General features: G+C 67.5%; 18 protein-coding genes and 1 pseudogene. 9 read left to right on the forward strand and 10 right to left on the reverse strand.

Annotated features, from left to right (window positions below; genetic code table 11):
* Positions 1 to 24 precede the first annotated feature (24 nt).
* Complete coding sequence (locus tag C5E41_RS19845) at positions 25 to 678, reverse strand: hypothetical protein (RefSeq protein WP_181063322.1); 654 nt, start codon at positions 676 to 678, stop codon at positions 25 to 27.
* Between the two features lie 19 nt (positions 679 to 697).
* On the opposite strand from C5E41_RS19845, the gene C5E41_RS33970 reads away from it, so the two are divergent.
* Entirely contained in the window at positions 698 to 868 is a 171-nt protein-coding gene (locus tag C5E41_RS33970; protein WP_181063323.1) for a hypothetical protein, read from the forward strand.
* A 78-nt stretch (positions 869 to 946) separates the two neighbouring features.
* Here the strand turns inward: C5E41_RS33970 and C5E41_RS19850 are convergent, their stop codons facing one another.
* The 3 genes from C5E41_RS19850 to C5E41_RS19860 all read right to left on the reverse strand — a co-directional run bounded on the left by C5E41_RS19850 (position 947) and on the right by C5E41_RS19860 (position 4191).
* Complete coding sequence (locus C5E41_RS19850) at positions 947 to 1792, reverse strand: carbohydrate ABC transporter permease (protein WP_258081093.1); 846 nt, start codon at positions 1790 to 1792, stop codon at positions 947 to 949.
* Positions 1793 to 2647 (reverse strand): carbohydrate ABC transporter permease, encoded by an 855-nt coding sequence (locus tag C5E41_RS19855; protein WP_104377336.1) that lies wholly within the window; start codon positions 2645 to 2647, stop codon positions 1793 to 1795. It lies immediately after the preceding gene.
* Positions 2648 to 2832: 185 nt separating this feature from the next.
* Complete coding sequence (locus tag C5E41_RS19860; protein ID WP_104377296.1) at positions 2833 to 4191, reverse strand: ABC transporter substrate-binding protein; 1359 nt, start codon at positions 4189 to 4191, stop codon at positions 2833 to 2835.
* A gap of 233 nt (positions 4192 to 4424) precedes the next feature.
* Between C5E41_RS19860 and C5E41_RS19865 the strand changes: the two genes are divergently transcribed.
* Complete coding sequence (locus tag C5E41_RS19865; protein WP_104377297.1) at positions 4425 to 4808, forward strand: hypothetical protein; 384 nt, start codon at positions 4425 to 4427, stop codon at positions 4806 to 4808.
* 58 nt (positions 4809 to 4866) lie between these two features.
* Here C5E41_RS19865 and C5E41_RS19870 read toward each other — a convergent pair whose 3' ends face one another.
* Entirely contained in the window at positions 4867 to 5358 is a 492-nt protein-coding gene (locus C5E41_RS19870; protein WP_104377298.1) for an SRPBCC family protein, read from the reverse strand.
* A gap of 89 nt (positions 5359 to 5447) precedes the next feature.
* Here C5E41_RS19870 and C5E41_RS19875 point away from each other — a divergent pair, with 89 nt between their 5' ends.
* The 3 genes from C5E41_RS19875 to C5E41_RS19885 are packed head-to-tail and all read left to right on the forward strand — an operon-like array spanning position 5448 to position 7375.
* The gene (locus C5E41_RS19875) at positions 5448 to 5789 is read left to right on the forward strand and encodes an ArsR/SmtB family transcription factor (RefSeq protein WP_104377337.1); all 342 of its coding nucleotides are present in this window, start codon (positions 5448 to 5450) and stop codon (positions 5787 to 5789) included.
* Positions 5782 to 6318 carry an SRPBCC family protein gene (locus C5E41_RS19880; RefSeq protein WP_104377299.1) on the forward strand — a complete coding sequence of 179 codons (537 nt, stop codon included), beginning with the start codon at positions 5782 to 5784 and terminating at the stop codon, positions 6316 to 6318. The genes C5E41_RS19875 and C5E41_RS19880 overlap by 8 nt, the downstream gene beginning before the upstream one ends.
* A gap of 55 nt (positions 6319 to 6373) precedes the next feature.
* Positions 6374 to 7375, forward strand: coding sequence for a 2-phosphosulfolactate phosphatase (locus C5E41_RS19885; protein WP_219823205.1), 1002 nt, complete (start codon positions 6374 to 6376; stop codon positions 7373 to 7375).
* An 18-nt stretch (positions 7376 to 7393) separates the two neighbouring features.
* Here the strand turns inward: C5E41_RS19885 and C5E41_RS19890 are convergent, their stop codons facing one another.
* A complete protein-coding gene (locus C5E41_RS19890; protein WP_104377301.1) occupies positions 7394 to 7660 on the reverse strand; it encodes a hypothetical protein in 267 nt (88 codons plus the stop codon).
* Positions 7661 to 7723: 63 nt separating this feature from the next.
* On the opposite strand from C5E41_RS19890, the gene C5E41_RS33975 reads away from it, so the two are divergent.
* On the forward strand, positions 7724 to 7864 hold the full coding sequence (locus tag C5E41_RS33975) for an Rv1535 domain-containing protein (protein ID WP_181063324.1): 141 nt from the start codon (positions 7724 to 7726) through the stop codon (positions 7862 to 7864).
* Positions 7865 to 7996: 132 nt separating this feature from the next.
* Here C5E41_RS33975 and C5E41_RS19895 read toward each other — a convergent pair whose 3' ends face one another.
* Together C5E41_RS19895 and C5E41_RS33980 are read right to left on the reverse strand one after the other, a co-directional pair.
* Complete coding sequence (locus tag C5E41_RS19895; RefSeq protein ID WP_104377302.1) at positions 7997 to 8428, reverse strand: hypothetical protein; 432 nt, start codon at positions 8426 to 8428, stop codon at positions 7997 to 7999.
* 236 nt (positions 8429 to 8664) lie between these two features.
* A complete protein-coding gene (locus tag C5E41_RS33980; RefSeq protein ID WP_181063325.1) occupies positions 8665 to 8817 on the reverse strand; it encodes a hypothetical protein in 153 nt (50 codons plus the stop codon).
* Positions 8818 to 8933: 116 nt separating this feature from the next.
* On the opposite strand from C5E41_RS33980, the gene C5E41_RS19900 reads away from it, so the two are divergent.
* Positions 8934 to 9176, forward strand: coding sequence for a hypothetical protein (locus tag C5E41_RS19900; protein ID WP_146097615.1), 243 nt, complete (start codon positions 8934 to 8936; stop codon positions 9174 to 9176).
* A 49-nt stretch (positions 9177 to 9225) separates the two neighbouring features.
* A complete protein-coding gene (locus C5E41_RS19905; RefSeq protein WP_104377304.1) occupies positions 9226 to 10869 on the forward strand; it encodes an acyl-CoA synthetase in 1644 nt (547 codons plus the stop codon).
* Between the two features lie 110 nt (positions 10870 to 10979).
* Here C5E41_RS19905 and C5E41_RS35230 read toward each other — a convergent pair.
* Both C5E41_RS35230 and C5E41_RS19915 read right to left on the reverse strand, forming a co-directional pair.
* A pseudogene (locus tag C5E41_RS35230) lies at positions 10980 to 11099 on the reverse strand (acyl-CoA dehydrogenase family protein); the annotation flags it as partial.
* A gap of 65 nt (positions 11100 to 11164) precedes the next feature.
* Entirely contained in the window at positions 11165 to 11815 is a 651-nt protein-coding gene (locus tag C5E41_RS19915) for a TetR/AcrR family transcriptional regulator (RefSeq protein WP_104377305.1), read from the reverse strand.
* A gap of 101 nt (positions 11816 to 11916) precedes the next feature.
* On the opposite strand from C5E41_RS19915, the gene C5E41_RS19920 reads away from it, so the two are divergent.
* Positions 11917 to 14877, forward strand: a complete 2961-nt coding sequence (locus C5E41_RS19920; RefSeq protein WP_104377306.1) for a crotonase/enoyl-CoA hydratase family protein — start codon at positions 11917 to 11919, stop codon at positions 14875 to 14877.
* The last annotated feature ends 89 nt before the right edge of the window (positions 14878 to 14966 follow it).

Here is a 14966-nt window from a genome sequence, read left to right on the forward strand (position 1 = left end):
CCCGGTACTCCGTATCTCCGTGCGTCAGCGCCCGAAGACGTTCACCTCGATCTCCCCGCCGAGGTGGTAGCCGGCGGACAGATGCAGATTGTCGCCGCTCCAAAATCTGCCCGGGTCGTACCAGTTCGGATGCTTCTCCGGCAGCAATCCCATCGCCTGGTAGGTCATGGCGACGATTTCCGCGCAGTAGGCGTTCTCCAGACCTGCCTCGGTTGCGCGGGTTTTCGACCGCTTGGGTCGCGGTATCCGGCCCCGGAACCACCGGCCCGCCAGTGCGCTTGTCGAGGGAAAGGGCATGCCGTCCAGCCGTGCGACCGTCCGCAGGGCCGCGTCCTCCATCTCGCGTGTCACCGGCCGATCCAGCTGACGCAGCCACGCTTGCTGCCCGTAATCGTTGGTCCAGCGCAGGACCGCGGCCTGCAGGTCGTGCAGCTGGGCGCCGCGATGATGGGTGCCCGACCAGACATCCGGTAGCGCCCGGCCGAGTTCGGCATGCCAGATCAAAGCCGGCAGATCGTCGACGACCACCGCCATGCCGACGTGGTTGACCGGGCTGTTGGTCAAACCCCGGATCGCGCGATCGGCGCCGGAATGTCCACGGAACAGCCACAAGTCGCCCGTCCGCGTGAGTTCCACCGCTTCATCCAAACCGATACTCGAGGGCGCTTCGCGTGGCACAACGACTAGCCTAGGCCGTATGCGGTGGTGGAAAGTACTCGGCTTGGCAGGAGCCGCGGGTGTCGCGGCAACCGGAGCGGTGATCGTGCGCTCCGAGCGCAAACGCCGGGCCTACACCCCGGATCAGGTCCGGGAGCGGCTGCATGCCCGCCTCGGCGAGCAAGCGGAGGCCATCGGCGGTGGGGACTGACCCGGGACGGGAAGCGTTCGACCGCAACAGCTTCGATGCCTTCGGAGCACCATGGCGTCGCCAGAAAAATCGGACACCTCACCGCCCACCCAGCCCCGACATCGCAATCCCTCGCACGAACGACTTCTGTGCGAACGCGTAGATCACCAGCATCGGCGCCACCATCAGGATGGAGGTCGCCATAAGGATCGGCCAGTTGGTTTCGTACTGGCCCTGTAGGCGCACCAAACCCAGCGTGAGCGTGGAGATCTCGTCGCGCTGGATCATCACCAGCGGCCACAGGAAGTCATTCCACACCGTCACCCAGGTGAGTACCGCGAGCACCATCACCGCCGGTCGGGCGTGCGGGAGCAGCACGCGCCAGTACGTCTGCCAGACCGAGCAACCGTCGAGGATGGCGGCTTCCTCCAATTCGACCGGCAGGGTGATGAAGAACTGGCGCATCAGGTAGGTGCCGAAGGCGCTGCCGAACAGGCCCGGCACGATCATGGCCAGGGGGCTGTCCACCCAGCCGAAGGCGCGCATGAGGATGAACTGGGGGATGACGGTGACGGTCGCCGGGACCATCAGGGTGGCCAGGTAGGCGACGAACAGGATGTCGCGGCCCTTGAACGGCAAGCGGGCGAAGGCATATCCGGCCAGTGAGCAGAAGAACACCTGGCCCGCGGTGACGCAGCCGGCGTAGAGCACGGTGTTGAAGAAGATCCGCCCGAACGGCATCAGGTCGAAGATGTCGCGGTAGTTCGACCACGCCGGGTGGGCGGGGAGGAGGCTGGTGTCGGAGATGTCGCCCTGTTTCTTCAACGAACTCGACAGGGCCCACAGCAGCGGAAACAGTGCGCACCATGCCATCGCGACGAGCACCAGGTACAGCAATATCCCGCGCCCGGTACGGCGGATAACGGCACGATTCGCGGTCGCCACCTAGGCCTCGCTTTCGTAGGCATTGCCGCGGGTGAATCGCAATTGGAGCAGTGTCAATGCCAGCAGGATCGCGAAGATCACCCAGGCGAGGGCACAGGCGTAGCTGATGTCGTCGAAGGAGAAAGCGTTCTGGTACAGCATGATTCCGAGCACGTACGTGCCGGTTTCGGGACCGCCCTTGCCGCCGGTGAGGACGTAGGCCTGATCGAACACCTGGAACGAGTTGATGACCGTGATGACGAACGCGAAGGCCAGCGCGGGCCGGATCAGCGGCACGGTGATCGCGCCGAACCGGCGCAACGCTCCGGCGCCGTCGATACGGGCGGCCTCATAGACGTCGGCCGGTATGCCCTGCATGGCGGCGAGCAGGACGACGGTGACGAAGGGGACGCTCTTCCACACACTCACCAGGCACAGCGAGACCATCGACCACCCGGGGTCGGTGAGCCACGGGACCGGACCGATGCCGACCCAGCCCAGGACGGTGTTGAGCACGCCGTAGTCGGTGCTGAAGGTGAGCCGCCAGACCACGGCCATCGCCACGGTCGAGGCGACCAGCGGCATGAACATGATGCTGCGAAAGATGCCGATGCCCTTCAGCTTTCGATTCAGTGCCGCCGCGACGGCGAGACCGATGACGATGGTCGGGATCAGCGTGCCGACGGTGAAGATCACCGTGTTGCGCAAGGCCACCCAGAACAGCGGGTCGTGTGCGAAAAGCCGGCGGAAGTTGCCGATACCGATGAACTCGGGCGAACCGAACAGATCCCAGCGGTGCAGGCTCAGATACAGCGTGAACCCCAAGGGGAACGCCATGAACACCGCGACCGCGATCAGGTTGGGGGCGATGAACATTCGGCCCGCGGTGGCCTTGCGCCGGCTCAGCGCCGAGCGATTGTCGCTCACTGTGCCCTGTGATGTGCGGGACCCCCGCGCCGGGTCGGCGCGGCGAGCCGCTGCGCGATTGTCGCTCACTGTGCCTCGTGACCTGCGGGACACCCGCACCCGGTCGGCACAGCGAGCCGCTGCGCGATTGTCGCTCACTGTGCCTCCAAAAGGTCGTTGATCTGTCCGGCGAGGCCCTGCTTGAACCACTCCGCGGAGGCGGCCCCGCGGAACACATGGTCGTATCCCTGTTCGATGACCGCGTCGACGCGTGGCCACGCGGGCGTGACCGGCAGGTTGTTGGCGTGGTCGCCGCCGTGGAACACCTCGAGGTTGTGCACCTTCGTATGTGCCTGCGCGAACCCCTCGGAGGCGAGCGCGGATTTCAGCGCGGGGACGAACAGGCCCGATTGCGCGATGACCGCCTGACCGACCGGCCCGGTGGCGAATTTGACGAATTCCCAGGCCTGCTCCTTGCGTGGGCTGTCGGCGGCGATGGACAGGCCGGTGGTGCCGATATCGGACCGAGCGGCGGTACCGCGTGGGCCGACCGGTAGCACCGTGACGTCGAAGTCGAGGTCCTCCTGGCCGGCGTACGTGCTGTACATCCAGTGCCCGGACAACGCCATCGCGGCTTTGCCCTGGGCGAACATGTCCGACGACGAAAGGGATTGCTGGAATTCGATTTTCGGCATCACCCGGTGCCGGGTGGATAGGTCGGTGTAGAACTGGACACCCTCGATGAAGGCGTCGTTGTCGATGTTGGTGCGGGTCGGGTCGACGGACGGGGTGAACCATTCGACGCCGTTGTTCATCCCGAAGCAGCTGGCGGAGTAGTAGACGGTCCAGGGATCCACGAACCCCCATTGGATGACGTCGCCGGAGCTGTCGCGTTTCGTCAGCGCCTGTGCGGCGCCGAGGAATTCGTCGAAGCTCCAGGCATCCTCCCAGCGTGCGGGCGGGGATGCGAGTTTGGCGTCGGCGAAGAGCTTCCGGTTGTAGTACAGGAAGATTCCGGCCCACTGCTCGGGCAGTGCGTGCTGCGCGTTCTTGTAGCGGAACGTGTTGTACAGGGGCATCGAGCTGTCCTTCTTCAGCTCGGCCGCGTACGCCGGGTCCTTGTCCAGAATCGTGTCGAGGTTTTCGAAGATGCCGCGTTCGGCGAGGAAGGAGTAGGACAGATCCCAGGACATCAGTACGTCCGGGCATTTGCCGCCCGCACAGTAGGTCAGGATCTGAGTCTGCGGATCGGGGCCGGACATCTGTGTCCGGACCTTGATGTCCGGGTGCAGCTTGCGAAACTCGTCGATGATCTCGAGCCGGACCTTCGCCTCGTCGGGTTTGGCCTGGAAGAAGAAGGTGAGCGCATCGTCGTCGTTGTCACCGCAACCGGTCATCGAGGACGCGGCCGCCGCCGCCCCGGCTGCCGCCGCACCCCGCAGGAGCGTGCGCCGGTCGAATCTTCGAGTCGATGCCACCCGTGCCCCCGTTCGGCTGCAACAAGCGAACTTCATTGCAGAAGAACGTAATGCCGCAGTGGTGGATTCGTCTGGAAAATACGCACGAGACCGGCGGACATCGCGATCGCCGCCGGCGGAGGAACCGCGCGGCCGCATCTGCGGCTGCTGTCAGTGCCAGGTTCCCGTGGCTATCTGCCGGGCAAACTCTGGTCGCCCCCTCGCCCCCTCGCCGCCCACGCGCGGCATACTGGAGTCATAGCGCCGACTTCGTTCTCGGGAGGATCGAGATGGCAAACAACGGGCCTTTCGGGATCGATCCGGAAGAATTCGAGCGCGCTCTGCGCGAGGCGGAAATCGAGTTTCGCGACCTGCTCGGTAAGGCCGCCGGATACCTCGACCGCAGCACCGTCAATTCGCTGACGTCGCTGTTCGGCCAGTTCGTTCAGCCGGAACGCGCGCGGTCGCCGGAACCGGACGACGCGACGACCGGGGAGACCGGCAGCGGGGTGTGGGCCATCTACAGCGTCGACGACGCCGGTGAGGCCCGGGTCGAGCAGGTCTTCCCGACCGAGCTCGAGGCCTTACGCGCACATCGCGACAACACCGACGAACGCCGTAAGGTGCGATTCCTGCCCTACGGCGTTCCCGCCAGCGTGCTCGACCAGGCCTGAGGCCGCCGACGACTGGCCACGACCTTCCCGGGGGCGTCCTGATATCAGCGCGGTTTCCTCAGTGTGGCGTCGCTGCCGCATTCTCGACCGCGAGGGCGAGAGCTTGCGGGTCCTCGTCGGGTTGACCGGTGCCGGTGGTGATCAGGTCGTGCAGGCTTCGGTCGATGTAGAACGACCAGCCCTTGCGGCAGGCGTCGAAGCATTCGAACGCCGGGGTGAGGCCGACATGGGTGAAGCGGAGTGCGGTGGTGCCGGCGCGGCGGGTGATCTCGAAACGGATTTCGGTGCCGTTCCATTCGGTGGGGTCCTCGACGAGGGTGAGCCGGGCGTCGAGGACGCGCCAGACGACGCGGTCGTGCGGGACGACCTCGGTGACCTCGATGGTGGCGCGATGCACGCCGGGAACCTCGTACGTGAAGACGTCTCCGGGCTTTTCGCTGCGTCCGGTGAGTGAGCTCGACCACCATCCGTGCACGTCGAGCACAGCGTCGAAGGCGGTTTCGGGGGGCCGGTCGACAGTGAAGGTCGTCGTGAAGTTCTGCTCGGTCATGGGTTTCTCCCTGAAGAGGTGGGTGAATCGGCCGCGACATTCAACCGATGGGTTGACAGTAGGTGCGGGAAGACGGAATAGTCAACCATGTGGTTGATAATTCTTCGGAACGGCTCGACGTGGTGTTCCACGCGCTGTCGGACTCGACGCGCCGCTCTATGCTGCGCACTCTGGCGCGGCGCCAGTGCAGCGTCGGGGAGTTGGCCGCCCCGTTCGACATTTCGCTCGCGGCCGCGTCCAAGCACATCAAGGTGCTCGAGCGGGCCGGGCTGGTGCGACGCAGCGTGCACGGGCGCACACATCTGTGCCGGCTCGATCCGCGCCCGCTGCGAGACTGCGCCGAATGGGTGAACTTCTACGAGCGTTTCTGGAACCGGAGCCTCGACGCCCTGGAAGCCGCACTGCTACAGGAGGAAACGCGCGATGAGTGACTACGGCGAGGTCGTCGAACCGGGCACGGTCCGTATCGAACGGCTACTGCCCGGGCCGATCGAACGGGTGTGGGCGTATCTGACCGATATCGACAAGCGGGCGACCTGGCTGGCCGGCGGGCTGCTAGAACAGGTCACCGGTGGCCGGGTCGAACATATCTTCCGGATCCACGAGCTCACCGGCGAAGGCGATCCCGCCGCGGTGGCCGACCGCAGGCATGGCGAGGTGCTCGAATGGGATCCTCCGCATCTGCTGCGCCACACCTGGAGCAGCGGCGGCGGCCTCGCCGACTCGGACGTGACCTTCGCCCTCGAGCAGGTTGCCGACAAGGTCCGTCTGACAGTCACCCACCGCCGGCTCCCGACCCGCGGCGAGATCATCGATATCGCGGCCGGCTGGCACACCCACCTGGACATCCTGCACGCCAGGCTCGCGGCGTCCGCACCCGGTCTGTTCTGGCCGACGTTCGATTCCCTTCGCGCGGAATACGAATCGCTGCTCCCACCGGCTTCGTCGGATGACCGCTGATCTCGGCAACCGCAGGTGCCACGAGGCTGTAACCACCTCTGTCGCAACGCATCTCGTGCGAGCGAACCGATCGAGCGGTGGCGCGCCGTCGAGCTGGTTCCGTACTGGTCCGCCCAGCGAGGAACTGAACGGAGTCCTCCGGGCAGGCAGTGCGATCCCGCACGAGATCGAGCAGTTGCGCGCGCTGTTCGACGGCGTACCGGCATGCTGGCACTTCTGGCCGAACGTCGATTCGCCGGAGATTCCGGAGCTCCTGCACCAACCCGGGTGGCTCGCGGACTCGCCGGGTCGAGCGCACTATCAGTGGGTGAATGCAGGCGTCTACCGGCAGCAGGGCTATCGCATTCGTCTCGAGTGGGGCCGCGAGGGAGTCGAGCAGCTCGGTCCGGAGTGCGGGGCGTTGATCATCGTCGATGTCCTCTCCTTCTCGACATCGGTCGATATCGCCGTATCGCGGGGCGGGCGGGTGTTGCCGTTACCGCTGCGGCATGCCGATCCCCGGGCTGCCGTCGAAGCCGAGCGGGCCGGCGCCGTGCTCGCCGCCGCCAAACACGAGCGTGGGTGGTCGCTGAGTCCCTCGTCCCTGCTCGAACTTCCGGCGGGCACGTTGCTGGCGCTGCCGTCGCCGAACGGCGCCACTCTGTCGGCGCGTGCCGCCGGATTCGATCTCACCGTCTTTGCCGGCTCGCTCCGCAATGCCGATGCGGTCGCGAAGGCCGCGATCGCCGCTGCCGATGATCGACCTGTCGGGATCGTCGCGGCGGGCGAGCGGTGGGGCGTCGTGGACGGGCCGCTACGTCCGAGTCTCGAGGATTACGTGGGGGCGGGCGCGATCGCCGCCGCGCTCCTCGCACACAATGCCGACGGCTCACCGGAGGCCCAGGTCGCCGCCCTCGGATTTCGCGCCGTGGCAGGTGAATTGCTCGCGATCCTGGCGGGCGCTGTCTCCGGCCGGGAATTGACCGGGATCGGGCTGGCGCACGACGTACGGCTCGCGGCGCAGTGGAACGCCAGTACGGCCGCGCCGGTGCTTATCGACGGAATATACGACGGGTAGGCGCGTTCGAGGTGGGGGTCAGGCGTCTTCGAGGGCCTCGCCGATCTCGTGGGCCACCCGGTTGTGTTGATTTTCCGCGAGCCAATGGCCGCCGGCCAGTACCAGCGCGACCGGCCATTCGATGATTTCTGCTGCGGCCAGGGCGCCGAGTGCGCCGTAGTAGGCCAACTGTTCGGGACGAGGGATCGGTACTCGGCCGAGCAGGGGGAGTTCCACCGCGAAACTGTGCGCGGCCATGACCCTGTCGACCGCGTTCCGGTGGCTGGTGTGCGATTTGTCGGCCATGTGTTGCCTCCCGGTCATGCGATATTCGGGTTCCCGACGCTTGGGTTCGCCACAGTGTCCGTCGTGAGGACAGCTGATGTAGGTGGCGGCCCGGATCCGTTGACGGGTGCGCTGACGCAGGTGCTGACCGTTCCCCTGCGTGAGTTGTACGCGGCGTTGTGGCGTCTGGGAGTCATCGACGTCGTCGGCGGATCATCGCGCTGACCGTTCCCACGCTACGCCGCGAGGCGAGGGTGACGACGACGGTTTACGACGGCCGTAGACCGCCCGCGCAACGAGCGTGCGCCCGTGGTGACGCGGATGTCGCGGGAGGCTGCTGAGGCCCACCGGTGCCGGCTACGCCTTGCTGGGTGCGCGCGGCGATCGGGTCGCGGTCTTGCGGGCTGTCGTCTTTGTGTCCCCGTCGCTGCGGCGGGCCGGTCGGCCGCCGCGTGCCGGCTGCTTGCGCTGCGCGGCGTGAGCGCTGGTGGCGGATGACTGTTGCTGGTCCGGGTGCGAGGTGAGCCTCCGGACTACGAGTGCGGTGCCGCCGACGCCCAGGAGCACTGGCCAGTCCACGACTCCCGTGGCTCCGATCGCCGCCAACGTGAGCGCGGCGGCCGGCGTCGAATGACTACCGCTGCTCAGTCCGCTCCGCACCCCCGACACGACGCCCTGCATCCCGCCGAGAACACCGTTCACGGCGGCGCCGCCCACCGCCCCGGCCGCGGATGTGGTCGCATCGGCCGTCCACGAAATTGCTTTTACCCCACCCTCGAGAAGGTCCATCGTCACTCCCTTGAGTTCACCTTTTGGACATCTGCGAGCAATCTGCAGTCTACTCGCGACGCGGGGTCGCTCCGGGCGCAGCGACCGAGATGAAACATGCGCCCGGCACCCACGGTGACTAGCGCGATCGGTTCGCGCCGTGAGCGCCGCCGGCGCCGTGATCGGGGCCGATGCGAGCCGAGCAGGCACTCGACCCGGATCCCTGCCAAATCCACACCGCGAGAACCGGATTCGAACTAGCGGCCGGCGCTCGTCCCCGAGTGGGACGGGTCGGCCTGCATACACGGCACGGGATCGGCCGCGGAGGCCTCCGGACCCGCGGGTGCGGCTGTGACGGCCTTGTCGACCGCGCGGCCGATCAGGCTTGTCAGCGGCGGGTGGACGGCCATGGGCACATCCTCGGGCCAGAATGGCCGAAAAGTACAAGTCTTGGCCGGTTAGATCATGGATTGGTGAGCGTCTGCTCCCTAACCTCGTGATACGCGAGACAAGCGAGGAGCGGAGAGTGGGTATTCGTCCGGCAGGCATACGGGTGGCGATCGGCGACGTCGATGCCGACACGCTAGCGGCGACGGCCGCGGAACTGACCGCCGTGACGGGTGCCGACGTGATCGCCATCGCGCTGCTCACCGCGATAGCGGAAGGGCTGCGCAAGCGGTTCGGCCGCCTACGGGGCAGCCACGACACCGTGTCCAGCGCCGATATGTCGCAGCGAGCGATCTATCTCGAACGTGCGGGCCGGGGCTGAGAACAGGCGCTCTCCAGCAAAAAGTCCTGTCGCAAGGAGGAATTCGTATATGGCACACAACCTCGAGAGCCTCACGACCGGGCTCGGTGACGCGGCGGAAGTGCTGCGCGCCGTCGTCCGGCTGCACCAGCGTGGTGTGGTCGATCTGACGCGCCCGGACCGCGTGGTGCGCATGGCCCGGGAGAACCGGATCTACGGCCCGCCGGCGGCGCTGATCATGGCCGGGGCCCGCTATTATCCGCACCAGCCCGCCATCGCCGACGAGCGCGGCGTGCTGACCTACGGTGAACTCGACGTGCAGTCCAACGCGCTGGCCAATGCCCTTCTGGCGCAAGGACTTACAGCCGGTTCGGTGGTAGGGGTCCTGGCGCGCGACCATCGTGGCCTGGTGCTGGCGATCAGCGCGGCCGGCCGCGCCGGACTGCGGCTGGCCATGATGAACACCGGATTCGCCAAGCCGCAGTTCGCCGAGGTGGCCGCGCGGGAGAACGTGCGAGCCATGTTGCACGACAGCGAGTTCGGCGACCTGCTCGACGCGCTACCGCCGACGCTGCCGCGCATTCTCACCTGGGTGGACCAGGGGCACGCGGTACCGGCGGGCGCGCGCACCGTGGATGAGCTGATCGACGCCGGCGACCACCGGATGCCGCCGGCGCCGACGCGGCCGGGTGGTTTCATCATCCTCACCAGCGGTACCACGGGCCTGCCCAAGGGGGCGCCGCGCACCAAGGTGACACCGCTGGCGAGTGCGATGATCGCGGACCGAATTCCGTTCCCGCGCAAAGGCAGCGTGGTGATCGTGTCGCCGATTTTCCATTCGACCGGCTTCGGGACGTGGACGGTCGCCACCGCGCTGGGCAACAAGACCGTGCTGATGCGCCGTTTCGACGCCGAGGCCACGCTGCGCGCGGTGAGCGAGCACCGCGCCGAGATGCTGGTCGCGGTACCGACCATGTTGCACCGGCTGGTGTCGCTGAGTCCGGAGATCATCGAGCGCTATGACCTGTCGGCGCTGAAAACCATCGCGGTGGCGGGCTCGGCGCTCGCCCCGGAGCTGGCGACCCGGGTGCAGGACACCTTCGGCGACGTGCTCTACAACCTCTACGGTTCGACCGAGGTCGCGGTGGCGACGGTGGCGCAGCCGCACGAATTGCGCCTCGCCCCGGGCACCGTCGGCCGCCCGCCGGTGACGAGCAAGATCGCGTTGTTCGACGACGAGGGCCGCAGGGTCACCGATCGCAACGTCTCCGGCCGGGTGTTCGTACGCAGCGGTGCGCCGTTCGAGGGTTATACCGACGGCCGCCACAAGCAGTTCATCGACGGGTACATGTCCACCGGTGATATGGGCCGGATCGACGACCACGGGCTGCTGCACATCGACGGCCGCGGCGACGACATGATCGTCTCCGGTGGGGAGAACGTCTATCCCCTCGAGATCGAGAACCTGCTCGCGGCCCGGCCCGACATCGACGACGTGTCGGTCATCGGTGTGCCCGACGAGGAGTTCGGAAAGCGCTTGCGCGCCTACATCGTTCCGGCGCCCGGCGCCACCGTGGACGACGCGGAGATCAAGGCGTACGTAAAGGCGAACGTGGCGCGCTACAAGGTTCCCCGCGATGTGGTCGTCCTGGACGAACTGCCCCGCAATGCCACCGGCAAGGTGCTGCGCCGGGCGTTGCAGGAGATGGACTGACTCGCGGGCCCCGTCGACGTTGTCGTATCGGTCGAATCCGCGGCTCAGCGGTTGTCGTAGCCGAAGATCTCGGCCGCCGGATCGGTCATCACTTCGCTGGCGCTGGCGCCGGTCTCCCGCCGCCGCACGTGGTCGAGGGTCAGGTCCAGGCAGCGCTGCGCGATCGCGTACGCGTGCACCGCGATATCGACCCGCTCGGTGACGAAAGCCGCACCGAGCAGCGCGAATCCACGCGGGATAGGCGGTGGGGCGGTCTATTCGGATGTCGTCGCGGGACGATCCGGACGGGTGTGGATCAGTCGATGGTTCCGGTCAGAATGGGTGCGACGGCGGCGCGGGCGACGCGTTCGGCGGCCGCGGGATCGGTCAGATCGATGGCGTGGCTCGGTGTGGCCAGGTAGCCGATGATCAGGTGCACCAGGGCGTCGGCCTGGGCATCGGGGTCACGGAGCGGGATCTTGCCGTCCGCCTGGGCTTTGCCGATATTCGCGCGAATGGCAGTGAAGGCCAAGGTGATCGGTGACGGATCGCCCTGTCCGAGAGCCTGGATGAGTTCGGCTCGGCGCAGCGGGTCGGCATCGCGGAACAGGATGTGGTCGCCCAGCCCCAGCCCGGTGAGGAAGCCGAGCACCACCTGTTCGGTGGGATCGGTGACTTCGGTGAAGCGGTCGGCGAGGTCGGCCAGGATGCGGCCGATATCGCGCGCCAGTGCCCGTTCGAACAGCTGGTCCTTGCCGGTGTAGCGGCGAAACAGCGTCGTGCGGCCGACCCCGGCCTCGGCCGCGATGTCGTCCATGGTGGCCTCGCGGGTGCCGCGGCGCGCCAGGACTCGCAACGCGGCGTCGAGGACCCGCGCGTCCGTCGCATCGCCGCTGGGCGCCGACCGCGGAATCAGGGTCATCGCGCGGCTGAGCAGGCTGGACAGCGGCGCACCGGGTCTGGTCACGCGGCCATCTTGACACGTGGAACCACTATCCGTCTAATAGTTCCACGGAACTATTCCACAAATAATAGTTCCGCCGATGGAAAGGCAAGGTAGTGGCTGACGTGGGTCGACTTCCCCAGGTGATGCGGCAGGTGCGCGCTCGAGTACGTGCGGTGCGAGCACTCGCCGACGCCGTGACAAGCGATCCGGCGATTCTGCGCGACGTCGTCGAGGGAGTGCTGGGCAAGCCCGCCACGCCTCCCGCCGGCCCGGCCGTCTCCGAGGCGTACACCCCGCCGGACGGGCTCACGGATTTCGACAAACGAGCCCACGCGAGCAAGCATCTCGACCGTCCCGTGGCCGAGGTCGCGGCCTATCTGACCGATCCGGGTCGCTTCGCCGAATGGCTGACCATGCACGCGGCCTTCCGCGGCGACGCACCCAGCGGTGTGTACCCCGGATCGGAGTTCGCTCAGCAGGTGACGTTCATGGGCATCCCCGCCGAGGTCGCTTGGACCGTGATCGCGGTGGACGAGACCGCGCTGGTGCTGCGCGGCGCCGGGCCGATGGGGTTGACCCTCGGCTTCTGGCTGACCGTGCGTGCCGAGGCGAACGGGGCGACCGCCTACTTCGACGCCGGACTGTCGGGACAACCCGTCGACGGCCCGCTGGGTGCGTCGCTGGTGCGAAGTCTGTCGGAGGCACTGCGGGAATCGCTGGACCGAGTGCCGGACCGTATCGCTGCGGCGGGACCCGTCGCCGGAGCGAAATCGGTGCGGAAACCCATGCTGCACAAGGCATCCGGTCGCACGATCGCGCCGAATACGCCGGTTCTGGTCGGTGCCGGACAGCTGGTGCAGCATAAGCCGAACACCGCCGAGGACCCGGCGGCGCTGGCGGTGCGGGCACTGCAGCTGGCCGCGCGGGACAGCGGGGCGGGGCCGTCACTGCTGTCGGCCGCCGACGCGGTGTTCGCGGTCGCCAGCGCCTCCTGGAAGTATCGAGACCTCGGCGCCCTGGTGGCGCATTCGGTCGGCGCGGCCGGGGCCGACACCGTGCAGTCCTCCACCTACGGTGGCGACGGTGGCCAGCTGCTGGTCAATGAAGCGGCACAGGCCATCGCCGACGGCACCTACGAGATCGTGCTGGTGACCGGCGCGGAAGCGGGCGCCACCATGGCCGCCGCGCAGCGCGCGGGCACCGAGGTGACGTGGCCGGAACAGGGACCCGACGTGGAGCCGACCCGTATCGCCGGGATCGACAAAGAGGCCAACAACGCGGCCGAAATCGCTGTCGGGCTGGGTGCGCCCATCTACATGTACGCGCTCATGGAATCGGCCAACCGGCACCGGCTCGGCCGCGATCCGAAGCAGCATCTCGAGGCGATCGGTGAGCTGTGGTCGCGGTTGTCGGCGGTCGGCGCGGACAATCCGAATGCCTGGCTGCCGCAACGGTTCAGCGCGCCGGAGTTGACCACACCGACCGCGGACAACCGGACGGTATCGGCTCCGTACACCAAACTGCTGTGCGCCAACCTGCAGGTGGATATGGCCGCGGGACTGGTGCTGTGCAGCGCCGCCGCTGCCGAGGCGGCCGGAATTCCGCAGGACAAATGGGTTTTCGTCCACGCCGGAGCCAGCGCGCACGACGAGTGGTTCGTCTCCGAACGCGCGGAACTGGCTGCCTCCCCGGCGATCCGGGCCGTCGGCGCGGCCGCGCTGGAGCATGCCGACCTGACCATCGATCGGATCGGCCCCGTGGATCTGTATTCCTGCTTCCCGGTCGCGGTGCAGATCGCGGCGCGTGAACTCGGCCTCGCCACAGACGATCCCGAACGCTCGCTCTCGGTGACCGGCGGACTGACCTTCGGCGGCGGACCGGGCAACAATTACGGCACGCACGCGATCGCCACCATGGTCGCGCAATTGCGCGCCGACCCCGATGCCTTCGGGCTGAGCACCTCACTCGGCTGGTACGTCACCAAGCACGCCCTGGGCATCTATTCCGCCACACCGCCGCAGCGCCCCTACGCCCATCTGCGACCGATCGTCGACAATCCGCCCGCCCGTCCGGTCCGGACCGAGTACGAGGGCCCTGCGGTGGTCGAGGCCTACACGCTGCCCTACGGACGTGACGGCGAGCCGGAGGCGGCCATCGTCAGCCTGATCACCCCCGACGGCACACGAGTGTTGGTGCGCAGCAACAGATCCGACCTCGTCGCCGCGCTGCGCGAGGGCGATGCGCTGGGCCTGTCCGTCACCGTCGGTGATGGCGATATCACAGTCGAGGGCACACAACGCCATGAGTTGCCCGCGCCCCCGCCGCCGCCCGTGCTGGTGGAGCGGCGCGGCCCCATCATGATCATCACGATGAACCGCCCCGAGGTCCGCAACGCGGTCGATCACGCCATGGCCCTCGGACTCGAAAAGGCCTGTGATTCTTTCGAAGCCGATCCGAACGCCCGTGTCGCCGTCCTCACCGGCGCCGGCGGCTACTTCAGTTCCGGCATGGATCTGAAAGCGATGGCCCGGGGAGAAGCCCCGCTGACCGAGAAGCGGGGTGCCCTGGGGCTCGCCGGCAAACCGCCGCGCAAACCGTTGATCGCCGCCGTCGAAGGACCGGCTCTCGCGGGCGGCTGTGAACTGGCCCTGGCCGCGGATCTGATCGTCGCCGCGAGTGACTCGCAATTCGGCATTCCGGAGCCCAAACGCGGCCTGATCGCCGCCGCCGGCGGCGTCATGCGTCTACGGGAGCGCCTGCCTCGCAATATCGCCATGCAGCTGGCGCTCACCGGCGACCCTATGCAGGCGACCCGGCTGGCCGAACTCGGCCTGATCAACGTTCTCGCCGAACCGGGCCGAGCACTCACAGCGGCTCTGGAATTGGCCGAACGCATCGCCGCCAACGCACCGCTCAGCCTGGAGGGCAGCAAACGCATCGTCGACGAGACATCCGACTGGTCCACGGCCGACGCCTTCGCCAAGCAGTACGACATCGCGTCCACCGCATTGTTTTCCGAAGACGCCGCCGAAGGCGTGCGCGCCTTCACCGAGAAGCGCGCCCCGGTGTGGAACGGCCGCTGAGTCCCGCACTACCGACGAGCAAGGGGCGCCCGGGTAGATAGGGGCAGCCCGGAAGGACCTGCCGCACCCCTCGGGGTCTTTCGACCGGT

It is taken from the genome of Nocardia nova (assembly GCF_002933465.1).
Taxonomy (GTDB): Bacteria; Actinomycetota; Actinomycetes; order Mycobacteriales; family Mycobacteriaceae; genus Nocardia; species Nocardia nova_B.

Coding starts and splice junctions, on each gene's coding strand:
- C5E41_RS33970 (WP_181063323.1), top strand. CDS start 698: ATGCGGTGGTGGAAAGTACTCGGCTTGGCAGGAGCCGCGGGTGTCGCG.
- C5E41_RS19855 (WP_104377336.1), bottom strand. CDS start 2,647: ATGTTCATCGCCCCCAACCTGATCGCGGTCGCGGTGTTCATGGCGTTC.
- C5E41_RS19860 (WP_104377296.1), bottom strand. CDS start 4,191: ATGAAGTTCGCTTGTTGCAGCCGAACGGGGGCACGGGTGGCATCGACT.
- C5E41_RS19865 (WP_104377297.1), top strand. CDS start 4,425: ATGGCAAACAACGGGCCTTTCGGGATCGATCCGGAAGAATTCGAGCGC.
- C5E41_RS19870 (WP_104377298.1), bottom strand. CDS start 5,358: ATGACCGAGCAGAACTTCACGACGACCTTCACTGTCGACCGGCCCCCC.
- C5E41_RS19880 (WP_104377299.1), top strand. CDS start 5,782: ATGAGTGACTACGGCGAGGTCGTCGAACCGGGCACGGTCCGTATCGAA.
- C5E41_RS19890 (WP_104377301.1), bottom strand. CDS start 7,660: ATGGCCGACAAATCGCACACCAGCCACCGGAACGCGGTCGACAGGGTC.
- C5E41_RS19895 (WP_104377302.1), bottom strand. CDS start 8,428: ATGGACCTTCTCGAGGGTGGGGTAAAAGCAATTTCGTGGACGGCCGAT.
- C5E41_RS33980 (WP_181063325.1), bottom strand. CDS start 8,817: ATGGCCGTCCACCCGCCGCTGACAAGCCTGATCGGCCGCGCGGTCGAC.
- C5E41_RS19905 (WP_104377304.1), top strand. CDS start 9,226: ATGGCACACAACCTCGAGAGCCTCACGACCGGGCTCGGTGACGCGGCG.